The organism is Arthrobacter sp. SW1 (assembly GCF_001766675.1).
Lineage (GTDB): Bacteria > Actinomycetota > Actinomycetes > Actinomycetales > Micrococcaceae > Arthrobacter.
This window is the reverse complement of sequence record NZ_MJLT01000013.1, coordinates 1-16,711: the sequence shown is the minus strand read 5'-3', so window position 1 is coordinate 16,711 and position 16,711 is coordinate 1. Positions and strand designations below refer to the sequence as shown.

Below are 16,711 nucleotides of genomic sequence, written 5' to 3'. Positions count from 1 at the left end.
GCCGGCCAGTCCAGGCTCTCAGATTTCGCGGGCTGTTCAGATTTCGTAGTCGAGGGGGACCGGCTGCCCGTAGCTGCCCGAGTGGTACAGCAGCGGGCTGCCGTCTTCGCCCACCTGGCCGTCCACTACTTCGACCACTACCACCGCGTTGTTTTCGAAGGACAGCCGCATCTGGATCTTGCCCACCAGCCAGCCGGTCACGTTCTTCAGGAGCGGCACTCCGTGGGGGCCCGGTTCCCAATGGTCTCCCTCGAAGCGTTCCGTGCCGCGGGCAAAGCGGTCGGCCAAGGCCTGGTTCTCGTGGCCGAGCATGTGCAGGCCGATGTAGCTGGAGTTCGCCACTGCCGGCCAGGAGCTGGAACTGCGGGACATGTTGAAGGTGAAGCGGGGCGGCTCGGCAGACAGGGACGCTACCGAGGTGGCGGTGAATCCGAAGGGCTTGCCGTTCAGTTCCGCGGTAATGATTGCAACGCCCGCGGCATGGCGGCGGAACATCTCCTTGAAGGTCCTCTCGAAGGACGGGGTGTCCGAAGCCATGGCTTGCTCCTTGAGATCGTGATGTGGTTCTTGGATCAGCGTATTCCCGCAGGCCGGGCCAACGGTATTCCAGGCCGGCCGGGCCGCCTTGTTGCGGCACGGAACGCAATGTTTGTTAATGTGGCAGGCATGACCTTGCCTGCGTATGAGAGCACCGGCCGACTCCCCGGCGATGAACCGGGCGGGGAAGAAGCGGCCCCGGCCGCACGGCACAGGAAGGGCACGCAGCATAGGAAGGACAAACACGGCAAGGGCAGCCTGGCCTGGCTCTGGTTCGTGGTGCCGCCGTTCGCCGGCGCGGTCCTGGGCATCGCGTGGTGGCTTTTGGCACCCGGTGGGGCCAACCTGCTCAGCGGCGATCCGGCCATGGCGGATCCGTCCGCCCCTTTGACCCGTTTGCCCCGCGACCTGATGCTGGCCGCGCTGCTGCTCCTGGCCGGCTGTTTTACGGCTGTGCTGCTCGATTCGACCCCGGCGGACAAAGGCCGGCCCATGCGTACCCTGCTAGCAACCGCGGGCGGACTCGCAGGCGCCGTTGCCGCGTGGCAGCTTGGCCTGTTGGCCGATCAATGGTGGGGATCCGGCGTGCCCCTGCCGGACGAAGACGGATTCACGCTTCGCTCTTTGGTGGTGCTGCTCGTGTGGCCCGGGGCCGTAGCGCTCCTGGCCTTCGTATTCAACCTGATCGGCCTTCTGGCCAAGGGAACGCAGCCGGACGCTTCGGCGCACTAAACTGGCCGGGTGACCATTTCTCCGGAGAACCCGACTGCCTCTGTAACCGAGTCCCTTGAGTTCCGCAGCATCGACCTGCGGGGCCGGACCCTTTCGCTCGCCGAACTGCGTGCCGCCGTGCCGCGGGCGCAGCATCAGACGGTCGCCGACGCCGAGCAGAAGGTCCTGGACATCATCGCCGCCGTCCGCTCCCGCGGCTTCGCGGCGTTGGGGGAGTTTGCCCTCGCGTTCGACGGCGTCGAGCAGTCCCACCCGCGTGTCCCGGCAGCGGCACTTGCCGAAGCGCTCGAAAGCCTCGATCCGGCCGTCCGCTCGGCGCTGGAGGAATCGATCAGCCGCGCCCGGCGCTTTGCCGAAGCGCAGCGTCCGGCCGATGTCGACGTCGAACTCGGCGACGGCGCGGTGGTCAGCCAGAACTGGGTCCCGGTGGGCCGCGTCGGCCTGTACGTGCCCGGCGGGCTGGCTGTGTACCCGTCCTCGGTGATCATGAACGTTGTTCCGGCCCAGGCCGCCGGCGTGCCCTCGGTGGCGTTGGCCTCGCCGCCGCAGAAGGAGTTCGGCGGCCTGCCGCACCCCACCATCCTTGCTGCCGCGGCGCTACTCGGCATCGACGAGGTGTACGCGATCGGTGGCGCCCAGGCCGTTGCGGCCTTCGCCTACGGTATTTCGGGCGCGGACGGTGCCGAAGCCCTTGAGCCGGTGGACGTCGTCACGGGCCCGGGCAACATTTTCGTGGCCACGGCGAAGCGCCTGGTGAAGGGCGTCGTCGGCATCGACTCCGAGGCCGGCACCACCGAAATCGCGATCCTCGCCGATGCGGGCGCCCGTCCGGAGCTTGTAGCCGCGGACCTCATCAGCCAGGCAGAGCACGATCCCAAGGCCGCCTCCGTCCTGGTGACGGACTCCGCGGAACTGGCGGCCGCCGTCGACGCCGAACTCAAGCGCCAGGCCGCTGCCACCAAGCACCGCGAACGGGTGGTGACCGCCCTCTCCGGGCCGCAGTCCGGCGTCGTGCTGGTGGACAACCTGGAACAGGGCATCGCTGTTTGCGACGCATATGCGGCCGAGCACCTGGAAATCATGACGGCGGACGCGCCGGCGGTTGCCGCGCGGATCCGGAACGCCGGTGCGATCTTCGTGGGAGAGTACAGCCCCGTCAGCCTGGGCGACTACTGTGCCGGTTCCAACCACGTGCTTCCCACCAGCGGAACGGCGGCGTTTTCCTCCGGGCTGAACGTCACCACCTTCCTCCGGGCGGTGCAGTTGATCAACTACAACCGCGCCGCGCTTGAGGAAGTGAGCAAGCACATTGTCAGCCTGGCCGGAGCCGAGGACCTGCCCGGTCACGGTGATGCCGTGACGATCCGCTTCGCCGGGTAGTTCAGAAGAGCAAAAGCACTACATATACGGCCGGCAGCACTACATGTAGTAATTACATGCTTGTCATTAGGGCTGGCTCAAACGTAAAATGGTGGCGGAAGCATTGCTTCCGCCACCATCGCGTTTTCCGGCAGCTGCCGACCGCGGACAACAAAGATCCAGGGGAGGCCGGCATGTATTGTCCGTTTTGCCGTAACCCTGACTCCCGCGTGGTGGACAGCAGGATGGCCGACGACGGATCCTCCATCCGCCGTCGCCGTCAGTGTCCCGAATGCGGCCGCCGCTTCACCACGGTGGAAACCACCAGCCTGTCGGTGGTCAAGCGTTCAGGCGTGGGTGAACCCTTCAGCCGCAGCAAGATCATCAACGGCGTCCGGAAGGCCTGCCAGGGCCGCCCTGTGACCGAAGACGACCTCGCCATGCTGGCCCAGGAGGTCGAAGAAAACATCCGGGCATCCGGCGCGGCCGAGATCGATGCCCACCAGGTGGGTCTTGCCATTCTTGGCCCGCTGCAGAAACTCGACCAGGTCGCGTACCTCCGCTTCGCCAGCGTGTACCAGGCGTTTGAATCCCTCGAAGACTTCGAGTCCGCCATCGCCTTGCTGCGGGAAGAAGCAGCGCAGGGCCAGGTTGCGGGCACGGCCGCCAAGGGAGGCCGCGGCAAGGCCGCAGCCAAGGGCACGCAGAAGGGCCTGTTCTAGCCAGGCCCGTTTGAGCTCCGGTGGTGGCGGCGGAGGGGAAGCCCCCGCCACCACCGGCACCACACGTTCCTCAGCGGCCGCCGGATACCGGGAGCACCGCACCGGTGATGTATGCTGCCTCGTCGGACAAGAGCCAGAGCACCGCTGCCGCAACCTCTTCGGGTTCAGCCGCCCGGCCCATGGGAATCGTGGGGCTCAGCCTTTCAATCCTGTCCGGCATGCCCGCCGCCGCATGAAGGCCGGTGTTCGTGCTGCCGGGAGCAACGCAGTTCACCCGGATCCCCTCGCCGGCCACTTCGGCCGCAAGTCCCGTGGTCAGGACGTCTACGGCCCCCTTGGTGGCCGCGTAGTGAACCCAGGTTCCCGGAGAACCGGCCTTCGTTGCGGTCGAAGAGATGTTGATGATGGATCCACCGGCACCGCCGTTTCCGGTGGAGAGCCGCCGCACCGCTTCTTGGCTGACGAAGAGCACACCCGCCACGTTCACGTCCACTACACGTTGCACGGTTGTGGTCGGGACGTCGCTGAGCCTGCCGATGTGGTTGCCCGTGATTCCGGCGTTGTTGACCACCGCAATGAGGCGACCCATGGCTGCCGCGGCCTCGAAGAGTGCCACCACCTGCGCCGGGCGGCTGACATCGGCCTGGATGGCTTCGGCCTGCCCGCCCATTGCATGGATGCGGGCAACCACGTCCCGCGCACCGCTGGCATCGGCGGCATAGTTGACCGCCACCGCGTATCCTGCGGCCGCCGCCCCTAGTGCTATGGCCGCCCCGATGCCGCGGCTGGCGCCGGTGACGATGACGACGGAGGCCGCGGCCTCTTCAGCCGCCAACACAGCTACTTGACGAGCTTGTGGTGGACGCCGACTTCGAGCGCCGCGCCGACGATGCCGGCGTCATTCTTCAGTTCGGCGGTAACGATCCTGGTCCGCAGCTCCAGGTGCGGGAAGTACTCGTCCGAACGCTTCGAAATGCCGCCGCCGATGATGAACAGCTCGGGGGAGAAGAGGAACTCCACGTGCTGGAGGTAGCGGTTGAGCTTCACGCCGTATTCGTCCCAGCTCAGGCCATCGCGTTCGCGGGCGACGGCGGATGCCTTGGTCTCGGCGTCGTGGCCGTCGATCTCAAGGTGGCCGAGCTCGGCGTTCGGAACCAACTGGCCGTTGAAGATGAACGCGGAGCCGATACCGGTGCCGAGGGTGATCACCAGGACGGTGCCGTCCACACCTTCACCCGCACCGTAGCGGGCCTCTGCCAGGCCTGCGGCGTCGGCGTCGTTGATGACCTCGACCGGGCGGCCCAGGCGCTTGCTGAACAGTGCGTCGACGTCGGTGCCCAGCCAGGACTTGTCGACGTTCGCCGCGGAACGGACCACGCCATGCTGGATGATGCCCGGGAAGGTGACGCCGACCGGCGAGTCAACTGCCGGCGCCTCGGCGCGCTCCGAGAGCTCCTCGACGATCTGGGCCACGACGTCGGCAACGGCCTCCGGAGTGGCGGGCTGCGGCGTGGGGATCCGGAAACGCTCGCCGATCAGCTTGCCCTTCTTCAGGTCCACGATCCCGCCCTTGATGCCGGTACCGCCGATGTCGATCCCGATCAGCGGGGCGTTCTTGTGGCTTTTCGAATCCTTCGTCAATGCATGTCCGTTCTTGGCAGGTGGGTGGGCGGCGGGTGGATGAGCACGGGATGACCGGCGGAGCCGTTTACGGCAGGGTGAGGATCTCCGCCCCGTTGTCGGTCACCAGCAGGGTGTGTTCGAACTGCGCGGTGCGCTTGCGGTCCCGGGTCACTACAGTCCAGTTGTCCGGCCACATGTCCCATTCGATGGTGCCCAGGGTCAGCATGGGTTCAATGGTGAAGACCATGCCGGACTGGATGACGGTGTTGTAGGCCGGAGCGGCATCGTAGTGCGGGATGATCAGGCCCGTGTGGAAGGCCTCACCCACCCCGTGGCCCGTGAAGTCGCGGACCACTCCATAACCGAAGCGCTTTGCGTAGGATTCGATGGCCCTGCCGATCACGTTGATTTCGCGGCCCGGTGCCACTGCCTTGATGGCCCGGTTGAGGGACTCCTGCGTCCGCTCGACCAGGAGACGGGATTCTTCGTCCACGTCGCCCACCAGGAAGGTGTAGTTGGTATCGCCGTGCACGCCATTGATGAACGCGGTGATATCGATGTTCAGGATGTCGCCGTCCTGGACCACCGTGGAATCGGGGATTCCGTGGCAGATGACTTCGTTGAGCGAAGAACACAGGGACTTGGGGAAGCCCCGGTAGCCGAGGGTGGACGGGTAGGCGTTGTGGTCCATGAGAAACTCATGGCCGATCCGGTCCAGCTGGTCCGTGGTGACGCCCGGCTGGATGTGCTTCCCCACCTCGACGATCGCTTGCGCTGCGATGCGGCCCGCAATGCGGATCTTTTCGATGGTTTCCGCTGACTTCACCTCGGAGCCGGTGAACTTGGCCGGAGCCGGCTTGCCGACATACTCGGGGCGTGCGATCGACGCCGGAACCGGCAGCTGCGGGCTGACGGTTCCTGGGGTGAGCGTGCCGATGGGTGCGGTCAAAGCGGGGGAAGGCATAGATTGATCATATAAGGGAGCAACGAGACGCAGCTAACAGGCAGCCAACAAGGAGTCACTGTGACGGAGTACTGGTACAACGTACAGACGCATGAGATCGAAGAGGATGCCCAGTCGGACTGGACCCAGTTGATCGGGCCGTACAAGACCCGCGAGGAAGCGGAGCACGCCCTGGAGAGAGTCAGGGCGCGCAACGAAGCCTGGGAAAAGGACGACGAAGACTAGTTCGCGAGGGGCCCGAGCTGGCGGGGACGAAGCGAAGCTTGGCCCCGAACTAGTCGCTGGTTTGGTTCCAGGCAGTCGCCGGGACCTAGAAGGAGTGCTCCGGGCCGGGGAAACTTCCTGAGCGGACGTCCTCCGCGTAATTACGGGCGGCATCGCCGAGGATGGTGCGCAGGTCCGCGTACTGCTTGACGAACTTGGCCATCTTCCCGCCCCGGAGCCCTGCCATGTCCTGCCACACCAGAACCTGCCCGGTGGTGACGTTGCCGGCGCCGATTCCGATGGTGGGCACGGAGACGGCGGCATCCACGGCTGCGGCGGTCTCCGCGGGAACCATTTCCATCAGCACGCTGAACGCTCCGGCGTCGGCCAGCGCGACGGCGTCGTCGATCAAGCGCCGGCCATCATCGCCGCGGCCCTGGACCCGGTAGCCGCCCAGGGCATGTTCGCTCTGCGGAGTGAACCCGATGTGCGCCATGACCGGAATGCCGGCCTGCACCATGGCCTTGACGGTGGGGGCGTAATAGGCACTGCCTTCGATCTTGACCGCGTGGGCCAGTCCCTCCTTGAGGAAGCGCACGCCCGTGGCCACGGCCTGCTCGGCCGACACCTCGTAGCTGCCGAAGGGCAGGTCAGCCACGATCAGGGCCCGCTTTGCCGAGCGCGCGACGGCGCGGCACAGGGGGAGCAGTTCATCCACCGTGACGGGGAGGCTGCTTTCGTTGCCGTAGACATTGTTGGAGGCGGAGTCGCCCACCAGCAGGACCTCGATGCCGGCCTGGTCGAAGATTTCGGCCGTGTACTGCTCGTAGGCCGTGAGCATCGCGAAGCGTGAACCGTTGGCCTTGGCCTGCTGCAGATGATGGATGCGCACGCGCCCGGCGGGGGCAGCAGGCACGCCGGCGCCGGCGGAGACGGCTGCCGGGCCGGAACCGTAAGGGGCTGCCGTTTCGGAGGACGGGCCGGCGTTGGGGGCGGTGTGCGATTCAGGATGGTTGCTTGGGGCCATGACAAGAGCGTATGCGGTCCCGGCCCGGCGGGCCACCGGGGGACAACGGCCCCGTTTGTAAACGCTGTGTTACAGGCAGCTGTGGCAGCGTCATTGGCGGACAATGCTTAGTAGAGTGAAGGCTGAGCTGCTGCGCCCGGAGCAAAACTCCGGCCGCGGCATGGACATTGATCTGAAAAGGGGCCCTATGGACCGCCAGCAAGAGTTCGTACTCCGGACCATCGAAGAGCGTGATGTGCGCTTCGTTCGCTTGTGGTTTACCGACGTCGTCGGTTCGCTTAAGTCGGTGGCGCTCGCGCCGGCTGAGGTGGAGGGGGCCTTCGAAGAGGGCCTGGGCTTTGACGGCTCCGCGATCGAGGGCCTCGCCCGCGTCTTCGAGTCGGACATGCTGGCCCAGCCGGACCCCGCTACGTTCCAGATCCTGCCCTGGCGCGGCGACACGGAACAGACCTCCAGGATGTTCTGCGACATCCTCACCCCCGACGGCGAGCCCTCTGCGGCCGACCCCCGCAACGTCCTCAAGCGCACCCTCGCCAAAGCCGCGGACATGGGCTTCACCTGCTACACCCACCCGGAAATCGAGTTCTACCTGCTGAAGTCCAGCGAGCTCGGCCCGAACGGCGCCCCCGTTCCCGTGGACGAGGGCGGCTACTTCGACCACGTCCCCGGCGGCGTGGCCCAGGACTTCCGCCGCACCGCGGTCACCATGCTCGAGTCGGTGGGCATCTCGGTTGAGTTCAGCCACCACGAAGGCGGGCCCGGCCAGAACGAAATCGACCTCCGCTACGCCGACGCCCTCCAGACCGCGGACAACATCATGACGTTCCGCACGGTCATCAAGGAGGTCGCTCTGCAGCAGGGCACCTACGCCACCTTCATGCCCAAGCCCTTCACCGACCACCCGGGCTCGGGCATGCACACCCACTTCTCCCTCTTCGAAGGCGACACCAACGCTTTCTACGAGGCGGGGGCGGAGTTCCAGCTCTCCAAGACCGCGCGCCAGTTCATCGCCGGCATCCTGAAGCACGCTCCCGAGTTCACGGCAGTCACCAACCAGTTCGTGAACTCCTACAAGCGCCTCTGGGGCGGCGGTGAAGCTCCCAGCTACCTGAGCTGGGGCCACAACAACCGCTCCGCCCTGGTCCGGGTGCCGCTCTACAAGCCCGGCAAGGGCCAGTCCGCCCGCATCGAATACCGCGGCATTGACTCCGCCACCAACCCGTACCTGGCTTACGCCGTCCTCCTGGGCGCCGGGCTCAAAGGCATCGAAGAAGGCTACGAACTGCCGCCGGCGGCAGAGGACGACGTGTGGTCGCTGACCTCTGCTGAACGCAAGGCGATGGGGCACGCTCCGTTGCCGTCCAGCCTGCACGACGCCATCCGTGCCATGGAGGACTCCGAACTGGTGGCCGAGATTCTGGGCGAGCAGGTCTTCGAACACTTCCTGCGCAACAAGCGCGCGGAGTGGCAGGACTACCGGCTCCAGGTGACCCCTTACGAGTTGCAGCGCAACCTCGGCATTCTCTAGGCGGGCGGGATGAGCCTGGCACGCCGGCTCATTTCGGCCGGCTTCAGCGACCTGGACAAGGGGGAGCGTTTCCTTGCCGCCCGCGAACTCGACGGGATCGACCAGGAAACCCTTTTCGACGGCCTGTACCTGAGCGCGAGCCCGGATACGGCCCTGCAGACCCTGGTGCGGCTGATCGAGAAGCACCCGCCCCTGCGCGACTTGGCGTCCGCCGGCCTGGACCGCAGCGAACCGTTGTACCGGCTCCTTGGCGCCTCCGAGGCGTTGGGCGAGTTCCTCATCCGGCATCCTGAGCACCTTGACGTTTTCGAGGAACGGATCAGCCCCGAGCCGCAGGCCCAGGATCCGTCCGTGCTCCGCGCGAAGCTGCTTGCCTCGGTCCGTGCCGACGCCTCCTCGCCGCGCCCGGTGGCCGGGTTGACCGGGACGGCTGCCTACGCGGCCTTGCGCACCGCATACCGCCGCGGCCTGACCGAGCTTGCCATCAGGGACCTGTGCGCCGCCAGCCCGCAGGATGCGATGCCGATCGTCGGCGCCGAACTCGCGGACCTCGCCGGGGCCGCTATCGAGGCCGCCCTTGCCGTGTCGCGCGCGGAAGCCGCCGCCACCTTCGACCCGGCGGAGGTGGCCGCCGTCAGGCTCGCCGTCATCGGCATGGGCAAATGCGGGGCCCGCGAACTGAACTACATTTCCGACGTCGACGTCATCTATGTCATCGAAGCGCAGGGCCTGGACGATGCCCGCGCCGCAACGATCGGAACAGCGCTGGCGAGCGGGATTTCCCGCGCAATTTCCTCCACGGCGCCCGAGCCGGGCCTCTGGGAGGTGGACGCCAACCTCCGGCCGGAAGGGAAGTCCGGTCCCTTGGTGCGGACGCTGCCGTCGCACCTGAGCTACTACGCGCGCTGGGCGGACAGCTGGGAATTCCAGGCGCTGCTCAAGGCCCGCACCATCGCCGGGGACCGTGAGCTCGGCGAGCGTTACGAGGCCGCCGTCCAGCCCCTCGTCTGGGCTTCGTCCGGACGTGAAGGCTTCGTGGAGTCGGTCCAGGCCATGCGCCGCCGCGTCACCGACAACATCGCCCCGGCGGAGGAACAACGCCAGATCAAGCTTGGCCCCGGCGGCCTGCGGGACGTCGAGTTCACCGTGCAGCTGCTGCAGTTGGTGCACGGAAAATCGGATGAGTCGCTGCGCTGCCGGGACACGACGTCGGCCATCGCCGCACTGTCATCCGGCGGTTACATCGGCCGTGCCGACGCCGCGGCCTTCGACAGCGCCTACCGTTACCTGCGCCTGCTCGAGCACCGCATCCAACTGTTCCAACTGCGCCGAACCCACCTGATGCCCGTCAGCGAGGATGCCCAGCGCTTCCTCGCGAAAGCCGTGCTGGGACCTTTTTCCTCGGAGCGTCCCCACCCGGACGCCCTCCTCGGTACGTGGCAGAAAACGAAGCGCTCCGTGCGGGAACTCCATGAGCGCATCTTCTACCGGCCGCTGCTCAACACTGCGGCCAGCCTCAGCAGCGAAGACGCAAAGCTCAGCCCCGAAGCGGCGCAGGGCCGCCTTGCGGCATTGGGCTACCGCGACCCGCAGGGTGCCATGCGCCATATCGAGGCACTCACCGCGGGCGTCAGCCGCCGTGCGGCCTTGCAGCGGCAGCTGCTGCCCATCCTGCTCGGCTGGCTCGCCGAAGGTGTTGACCCCGACGCCGGCCTGCTCGCCTTCCGCCGCGTCAGCGAGGCCCTCGGAACCACGCACTGGTACCTCGGCATGCTGCGCGATTCGCAGGCCGCGGCGGAACGGCTCTGCCATGTGCTGTCCAACTCGCGGCTGATCGCCGACCTCTTGGAGGTTTCGCCGGAGTCCGTCGCCTGGTTGGGCAACGACAAGGAACTCCGGCCGCTGTCCTTCGAGGCACAGTGGCAGGAAATCCAGTCGAAAATGTCCCGGCATGCCGAGCCGGAAAGCGCCATGCGCCTCATCCGGCTGATCCGGCGCCGGGAAATCCTGCGCATCGCCATTGCGGACAGCTCCGGCCTCCTTGACCAGGACGCGGTGGGTGCAGCCCTCGCGGACGCTGACCGGGCTGCCGTGCTCGGTGCGCTGCATGTCGCCGAAAACATAGTGTCCGACGGCGGCCCGCTCAAGACGCGCGTGCTGGTCGTCGCAATGGGCCGCCAGGGCGGGCGGGAAATCGGCTATGGTTCCGATGCGGACGTCATGTATGTCCATCGGGCCGAGCCGGGCGCGACGGATGAAGAAGCCCAGAAACAAGCCCTGGCGATCGTCGCGCAGCTTTCGAGCCTGCTGACCCAGCCCCTGAAGCCGGCCATCATGGCCGAGCGGGTTCTTGCCGTTGACGCCGACCTGCGGCCCGAGGGCAAGAACGGCGCCATGGTGCGCTCCTTGGATTCCTACGCCGAGTATTACCGGCGCTGGTCGCTCGTCTGGGAAGCCCAGGCGCTCCTGCGGGCCCAACCCATGGCAGGCGATGACGGACTGGCGGAGGACTTCGTCGCCCTGATCGATCCGATCCGGTACCCGGAGACGTTGGCCGACAGCGAGCTGCGCGAGATCCGGCGCATCAAGGCCCGCGTCGAATCCGAACGGCTGCCGCGCGGGGCGGACCCGGCGCGGCATGTGAAGCTGGGCCGGGGAGGCCTCAGCGACGTCGAGTGGCTCGTCCAGCTGCTGCAGCTCCAGCACGCGGGGAAGCACTCCGCCCTGCGCACTACTTCCACCATGGCGGCCTTGGATGCGGTTGAGGAGCTCGGACTGATAGGCAAAGACGACGTTGACCTGCTGCGCGGCACCTGGCGCCTGGCCAGCCGGATCCGTTCGGCCAACGTCATCTGCACCGGCCGGGCCTCCGATCTGCTGCCCGCCTCGCGGCGCGACCTTGAGGCCGTGGCCAGGTGGTGCGGCTATGCCCCCGGGCAGGCCGCGGTCTTCGAGGAGGACTACCTGCGGATGAGCCGGCGAACCCGGGCCGTGTTCGAACGGGAGTTTTACGGCCAGTAGTCCGGCCCCGGCAGCCTCAGATGACTTCTTCGCGGTCCTGCAGTTCGACCACGCGGCCTTCACGCAGGCCGGTCAGCGCCGACGCGACGTGGAAGGCGCCATGGACGCCGAAGTATCCGGGGAACTCCTCCTCCGCAACGAAACGCCATTCGGTGAGTTCTTCCTCCTGCAAGGCGATCTGCGCACCGGCCGGGAGGACCCCGCCGTCGTACAGGAAGTTCAGGCCGTCGCCGATCGGTGACGGAAACGCCGAGTGGCCGATGATGAGCAGCGCTCCGGGAACGATGTCGAGGCCCAGCTCCTCGCGCCCTTCGCGGCGGGCTGCCGCACGCGGAGCCTCGCCGGCATCCACCGTGCCGCCGGGCAGGAGCCATCCGTCCTTGTAGTTGGGCTTCACCGCGAGGACCCGGCCGCCGTCGTCGCGGATCACCAGGCCCGCGGCCACGCGCCGGCGGGGGAGCGTACGGAAGTATTCGCGGCTTTCAGGGCTGAGTTCGGGCATGCCGCAACTCTAGCTACTGCGGCCCGTGATGTCCCATCTGGGCCTGGTTCAGAGCGCTCGGCATGTCGTACGGGTTCGGCTTCCGGTCGGCATCGGATGCCATCCCTTCGCGGTTGTCGTACGTGCGGGGTGTGTTCAGGTCCCGGGACCGCAACCGGAGCCCGACGGCGAGCAAGCCGAGTGAGTCCGCCAGCAGCACCAGGCCGAGCACGAACATGACCGTCGCTCCGCCGTCGGCCTTTCCTCCGACGACCGCCGCGAGCGGGCCGGGCAGGATCAGCACACAGGCCGCGAAAGCCAGGCCGGACAAGACCAGCAGGATGGTCCACTTCTTCTTCATTGTTTCCCCCAAACGTTGGCACGGTTCCTTAAGCCCCATTCAAACGGGAAAACAGGCAAAACAAAAGGACGGCCACAGCTGGGAAGCTGTGGCCGTCCTTTGTGCATGCGGAGCCGGGAGGCTTAGACGCCGTAGTAGAGCTCGAACTCGTAGGGGTTCGGGCGCAGGGACAGCGGCTTGATCTCGTTCTCGTACTTGTACTCGATCCAGGCGTCGATCAGGTCCTGGGTGAAGACGCCACCGGCCTGCAGGAACTCGTTGTCCTCGCGCAGGGCCTCGAGTGCTTCCTCAAGGGAGCCCGGAGCCTTCGGGATGTCCTTGGCTTCCTCTGCGGGGAGCTCGTAGAGGTCCTTGTCGATCGGAGCCGGGGGCTCGATGCGGTTGCGGATGCCGTCGATGCCGGCCATCAGCTGGGCAGCGAAGGCCAGGTACGGGTTGGAGGAGGGGTCCGGCGCGCGGAACTCAATGCGCTTGGCCTTCGGGTTGGAGCCCGTGATCGGGATACGGATACCGGCGGAGCGGTTGCCCTGCGAGTAGACCATGTTGACGGGGGCTTCGAAGCCCTTGACCAGGCGGCGGTAGGAGTTGACCGTCGGGTTGGTGAAGGCCAGGACGGCGGAAGCGTGCTTCAGCAGGCCGCCGATGTACCAGCGGGCGGTGTCGGAAAGGCCGGCGTAGCCCTTCTCGTCGTAGAACAGCGGTTCGCCGTTGCTCCACAGCGACTGGTGGCAGTGCATGCCCGAGCCGTTGTCACCGAAGACCGGCTTCGGCATGAAGGTGACGGACTTGCCCCAGGCGTCGGCGGTGTTCTTGATGATGTACTTGAACTTCTGCAGGTCGTCGGCAGCCGCGGTCAGCGTGGTGAACTTGTAGTTGATTTCAGCCTGGCCGGCGGAAGCAACTTCGTGGTGCGAACGCTCGACGACGAGGCCGGCCTTGTCCAGCTCAACGCACATGGCGTCGCGCAGGTCAGCCTGCTTGTCGGTGGGGGAGACGGGGAAGTAACCGCCCTTGACCGGGGTCTTGTGGCCGAGGTTGCCGCCTTCTTCCTTGCGGCCGGTGTTCCAGTAGGCTTCCTCGGAATCGATCTTGTAGAAGCTGCCCTGCGGGGAGGACTCGTACTGGACGTTGTCGAAGACGAAGAACTCGGCCTCGGGAGCGAAGAATGCGGTGTCGGCAATGCCGGTGGAGGCGAGGTAGGCCTCAGCCTTCTCGGCAACGCCGCGCGGGTCGCGGTGGTACGGGTCGCCGGTCCGCGGGTTCACGATGGAGAAGTTCAGCGCGAGGGTCTTCTCGATGCGGAAGGTGTCGATGAAAGCGGAAGTAACATCCGGAATCAGCTGCATGTCCGATTCGGCGATGCCCTGGAAACCGCGGATGGAAGAACCATCGAACAGCTGGCCGTGAACGAAGAAGTCCAGGTCAACGCTCTTGGCCGGCACGTTGAAGTGCTGCTGGACGCCGGGCAGGTCGGTGAAGCGGATATCGACGAACTTGACGTCTTCTTCCTTGATGAACTGGAGAACTTCTTCCGCAGTCTTGAACATCTATGCTCCTAACGCATAACAGGGAACGGCCACTTGCCGTCTGATCCAGCGAAAACCGAAGCCGGCGGAACACAAAGAGGTATCCCCGGTGCGGTGGCTAGCAACTTATACAACCTTAGGGATACGGAGTTTCCCGGGAGTATCGGCATTGTTTCAGGCAGGTTACAGAACCGCCTGCTGTGTAAACGCTACTGGCAGCACGGCCGGCGGTCCATGCCGTCCGCAATGCGACTGCCTTCCGCGGCAGCAAAGCGGCGCTGGCCCCGAACGCGGCGGCCGCCGTCGGGAACGCCATGGTGATGCCGTTAAACTTGACTGGTGGTTTCACGTAAAGATCTTGGCTCATGGCTCACCGGCCCGGACACGTCCGGCATTTCCAAGTATCCGGGGGAGCGGCTGGGCCTGCCGGAGTCCGGCCCGGGCTCCATGGCCCGTGCCGGCCGGCGCATCCTGGCCATCTGCATTGACTGGGGGCTGGCGCTGCTCATCAGCAACTTCGCCTTCGGCGGCAACCAGTGGGCCACCCTCGCGGTATTCGCTGCTGAACAGATCCTCCTGATCGGCACTTTGGGCTACAGCATCGGACACCGCATTGCCGGCATCCACGTGGTGAAGCTGGGCGGCGGCCCTGCCGGCCCCCTTGCCGCACTGGTCCGCGCCCTGCTGCTGTGCCTGGTCATTCCCGCGGTCATCTTCGACCCGGACCACCGCGGGCTCCACGACAAGGCCATGGACACCATCCTGATCCGGATGTAGCAGGCCGGGTATTTAAAGCGAAAGAACCGCTCCCTGCAGGGAACGGTTCTTTCGCTTTAAGGCCTTGGTCTAGCGTCCGCGCTGGGGCCGTGCCTTGTAGGGGTCGATGCCCTTCGGGATCGGCAGGCGGTTGCCCAGCGAGCTGATGCGCTTGCTGACGGCGCTGACTTCAACCTTGGTGAGCTCGTTCTTGAGCTTGTTCATTGTCTTGGCTACCTGGCTGATGGGTACCTGGCCTTCGCCGCGGCCGCTCTCAATCATGTGGATCGTGACGTTCGGCAGGATGCGGGAGAGCTTCTTGCGCTCGGCTTCGAGCAGCGGCTTCACCCGGTGCGAAGGGCCTTCGCTGACCAGTACGACGCCGGGACGGCCGATGGCGCGGAAGACGGCATCCTGCGTTCGCGGGTTGACAGCCACCGGCTGCTGCTCGGTGATCCAGCCGCGGCGGAGCGTACCGAGTGCGGCGCCCGAGGCGCCGGGCTGGTTCTCGATCTGTGCGAACGCGGCGCGTTCGGCACGGCGGGAGAGGATGAAGACGGCGGCCAGCAGGCCCAGCGGAATGCCGATGATCAAGCCGGTGATCGGGTTCTGCAGGAGGAAGCCGATCAGGAGGCTGACCGCGACGACGCCCAGGAACGCCAGCACCATGAGCAGGACGACCTGGGGATCGCTGCGGCGGGTCATCTTGAAGACCTCGCCGATCTGCTTGAGCTGGCTCGGCTTCTTGGCCTTGGCTTCCTTGGGCTTGCGGGAGAACAACCCGCGCTTCGGAGCGTCGGCTGCCGAGGGGGTCGGTTTGCTGGAGTCAGGGGATTTCGCCATAGTGCCTTAATTCTACGTGATGACGAAGGACCGGATGCCTGTAGGAAGGCATCCGGTCCCGTGTGCTTTGGTGATGTTACGCGCCGTGGCTGAGGAGGGTTTTGGCTTCCTGACGGGTGGTGCCGGAGTCCTGGATGCCGTCGGCGATGTGGGCGAGGTGTTCGGGGATGTCGCGGCCCTTTTTGCGCATGGCGGTGGCCCAGAGCCGGCCGGCGCGGTAGGAGGAACGGACCAGGGGGCCGGACATGACGCCGAGGAAGCCCAGGGCTTCGGCTTCTTCGCCGAGTTCGACGAATTCCTGGGGCTTGACCCAGCGGTCCACGGGCAGGTGCCGCTCGCTCGGGCGCAGGTACTGGGTGATGGTGATCAGGTCGCAGCCGGCCTCGTGCAGGTCTTTGAGGGCCTCGCTGATTTCCTGGCGGGTTTCGCCCATGCCCAGGATCAGGTTGGACTTGGTGACCATGCCGTGGTTCCGGCCCTGGGTGATGACGTCCAGGGAGCGTTCGTAGCGGAAGGCGGGGCGGATGCGCTTGAAGATCCTCGGCACGGTTTCGACGTTGTGCGCGAACACTTCCGGCTGTGAGTCGCAGATGGCCTTGATGTGCTCGGGTTTGCCGGAGAAGTCCGGGATGAGGAGCTCCACGCCGGTGTTGGGGTTCAGTTCGTGGATCTTGCGCACGGTTTCGGCGTAGAGCCAGACGCCTTCGTCTTCGAGGTCGTCGCGGGCCACGCCGGTGACGGTGGCGTAGCGCAGGTTCATGGACTGCACCGAGCGGGCGACCTTGGTGGGTTCGAAGCGGTCCAGGGGTGAGGGTTTGCCGGTGTCGATCTGGCAGAAGTCGCAGCGGCGGGTGCATTCGGAGCCGCCGATCAGGAAGGTCGCTTCCTTGTCTTCCCAGCACTCGAAGATGTTCGGGCAGCCGGCTTCCTCGCACACGGTGTGCAGGCCTTCTTTTTTGACCAGGTTCTTCAAACCGACGAACTCCGGCCCCATCTGGACCTTGGCCTTGATCCACTCGGGCTTGCG

The 16,711-nt window shown here is 66.1% G+C and carries 17 protein-coding genes; 7 read left to right on the top strand and 10 right to left on the bottom strand.

All coding sequences use genetic code 11. The annotated features are described in order from the left end of the window. Positions 1–36: 36 nt before the first annotated feature. On the bottom strand, positions 37–537 hold the full coding sequence (locus BIU82_RS09275; RefSeq protein WP_070349189.1) for a flavin reductase family protein: 501 nt from the start codon (positions 535–537) through the stop codon (positions 37–39). Positions 538–666: 129 nt separating this feature from the next. Here BIU82_RS09275 and BIU82_RS09270 point away from each other — a divergent pair, with 129 nt between their 5' ends. The 3 genes from BIU82_RS09270 to nrdR all read left to right on the top strand — a co-directional run bounded on the left by BIU82_RS09270 (position 667) and on the right by nrdR (position 3,350). Continuing rightward, positions 667–1,269 (top strand): hypothetical protein, encoded by a 603-nt coding sequence (locus BIU82_RS09270; RefSeq protein ID WP_253182732.1) that lies wholly within the window; start codon positions 667–669, stop codon positions 1,267–1,269. 9 nt (positions 1,270–1,278) lie between these two features. Continuing rightward, positions 1,279–2,649 (top strand): histidinol dehydrogenase, encoded by a 1,371-nt coding sequence (hisD, locus tag BIU82_RS09265; RefSeq protein WP_070349188.1) that lies wholly within the window; start codon positions 1,279–1,281, stop codon positions 2,647–2,649. 173 nt (positions 2,650–2,822) lie between these two features. Next, entirely contained in the window at positions 2,823–3,350 is a 528-nt protein-coding gene (nrdR, locus tag BIU82_RS09260) for a transcriptional regulator NrdR (RefSeq protein ID WP_074466420.1), read from the top strand. Between the two features lie 70 nt (positions 3,351–3,420). Here the strand turns inward: nrdR and BIU82_RS09255 are convergent, their stop codons facing one another. The 3 genes from BIU82_RS09255 to map form a co-directional block, all read right to left on the bottom strand. Next, positions 3,421–4,188 carry an SDR family oxidoreductase gene (locus tag BIU82_RS09255; protein ID WP_139146561.1) on the bottom strand — a complete coding sequence of 256 codons (768 nt, stop codon included), beginning with the start codon at positions 4,186–4,188 and terminating at the stop codon, positions 3,421–3,423. Between the two features lie 2 nt (positions 4,189–4,190). Then, complete coding sequence (ppgK, locus tag BIU82_RS09250; RefSeq protein ID WP_070349186.1) at positions 4,191–4,991, bottom strand: polyphosphate--glucose phosphotransferase; 801 nt, start codon at positions 4,989–4,991, stop codon at positions 4,191–4,193. Between the two features lie 67 nt (positions 4,992–5,058). Beyond that, positions 5,059–5,937: a type I methionyl aminopeptidase gene (gene map / locus BIU82_RS09245; RefSeq protein WP_070349185.1), complete on the bottom strand. Its 879-nt coding sequence runs from the start codon at positions 5,935–5,937 to the stop codon at positions 5,059–5,061. Between the two features lie 60 nt (positions 5,938–5,997). On the opposite strand from map, the gene BIU82_RS19665 reads away from it, so the two are divergent. Next, positions 5,998–6,162: an SPOR domain-containing protein gene (locus tag BIU82_RS19665; protein ID WP_139146560.1), complete on the top strand. Its 165-nt coding sequence runs from the start codon at positions 5,998–6,000 to the stop codon at positions 6,160–6,162. 85 nt (positions 6,163–6,247) lie between these two features. Here BIU82_RS19665 and panB read toward each other — a convergent pair whose 3' ends face one another. Then, positions 6,248–7,168 carry a 3-methyl-2-oxobutanoate hydroxymethyltransferase gene (gene panB, locus BIU82_RS09240; protein WP_070349184.1) on the bottom strand — a complete coding sequence of 307 codons (921 nt, stop codon included), beginning with the start codon at positions 7,166–7,168 and terminating at the stop codon, positions 6,248–6,250. Positions 7,169–7,355: 187 nt separating this feature from the next. Between panB and glnA (BIU82_RS09235) the strand changes: the two genes are divergently transcribed. Together glnA (BIU82_RS09235) and BIU82_RS09230 are read left to right on the top strand one after the other, a co-directional pair. Further along, positions 7,356–8,696, top strand: a complete 1,341-nt coding sequence (gene glnA, locus BIU82_RS09235) for a type I glutamate--ammonia ligase (RefSeq protein WP_070349216.1) — start codon at positions 7,356–7,358, stop codon at positions 8,694–8,696. 9 nt (positions 8,697–8,705) lie between these two features. After that, positions 8,706–11,717, top strand: a complete 3,012-nt coding sequence (locus BIU82_RS09230; RefSeq protein ID WP_070349183.1) for a bifunctional [glutamine synthetase] adenylyltransferase/[glutamine synthetase]-adenylyl-L-tyrosine phosphorylase — start codon at positions 8,706–8,708, stop codon at positions 11,715–11,717. A 16-nt stretch (positions 11,718–11,733) separates the two neighbouring features. Here the strand turns inward: BIU82_RS09230 and BIU82_RS09225 are convergent, their stop codons facing one another. The 3 genes from BIU82_RS09225 to glnA (BIU82_RS09215) all read right to left on the bottom strand — a co-directional run bounded on the left by BIU82_RS09225 (position 11,734) and on the right by glnA (BIU82_RS09215) (position 14,106). Next, positions 11,734–12,219, bottom strand: coding sequence for an NUDIX hydrolase (locus BIU82_RS09225; protein WP_070349182.1), 486 nt, complete (start codon positions 12,217–12,219; stop codon positions 11,734–11,736). Positions 12,220–12,232: 13 nt separating this feature from the next. Further along, positions 12,233–12,559 (bottom strand): hypothetical protein, encoded by a 327-nt coding sequence (locus BIU82_RS09220; protein ID WP_070349181.1) that lies wholly within the window; start codon positions 12,557–12,559, stop codon positions 12,233–12,235. Positions 12,560–12,681: 122 nt separating this feature from the next. After that, positions 12,682–14,106, bottom strand: coding sequence for a type I glutamate--ammonia ligase (gene glnA / locus BIU82_RS09215; protein ID WP_070349180.1), 1,425 nt, complete (start codon positions 14,104–14,106; stop codon positions 12,682–12,684). Positions 14,107–14,424: 318 nt separating this feature from the next. Here glnA (BIU82_RS09215) and BIU82_RS09210 point away from each other — a divergent pair, with 318 nt between their 5' ends. After that, positions 14,425–14,862, top strand: a complete 438-nt coding sequence (locus tag BIU82_RS09210) for an RDD family protein (RefSeq protein WP_070349179.1) — start codon at positions 14,425–14,427, stop codon at positions 14,860–14,862. 69 nt (positions 14,863–14,931) lie between these two features. On the opposite strand, the gene BIU82_RS09205 is transcribed toward BIU82_RS09210, so the two are convergent. Next, positions 14,932–15,684: a DUF4191 domain-containing protein gene (locus BIU82_RS09205; RefSeq protein WP_070349178.1), complete on the bottom strand. Its 753-nt coding sequence runs from the start codon at positions 15,682–15,684 to the stop codon at positions 14,932–14,934. Between the two features lie 76 nt (positions 15,685–15,760). Further along, a partial coding sequence (lipA, locus tag BIU82_RS09200; protein ID WP_070349177.1) for a lipoyl synthase occupies positions 15,761–16,711 on the bottom strand: 951 nt, incomplete at its 5' end.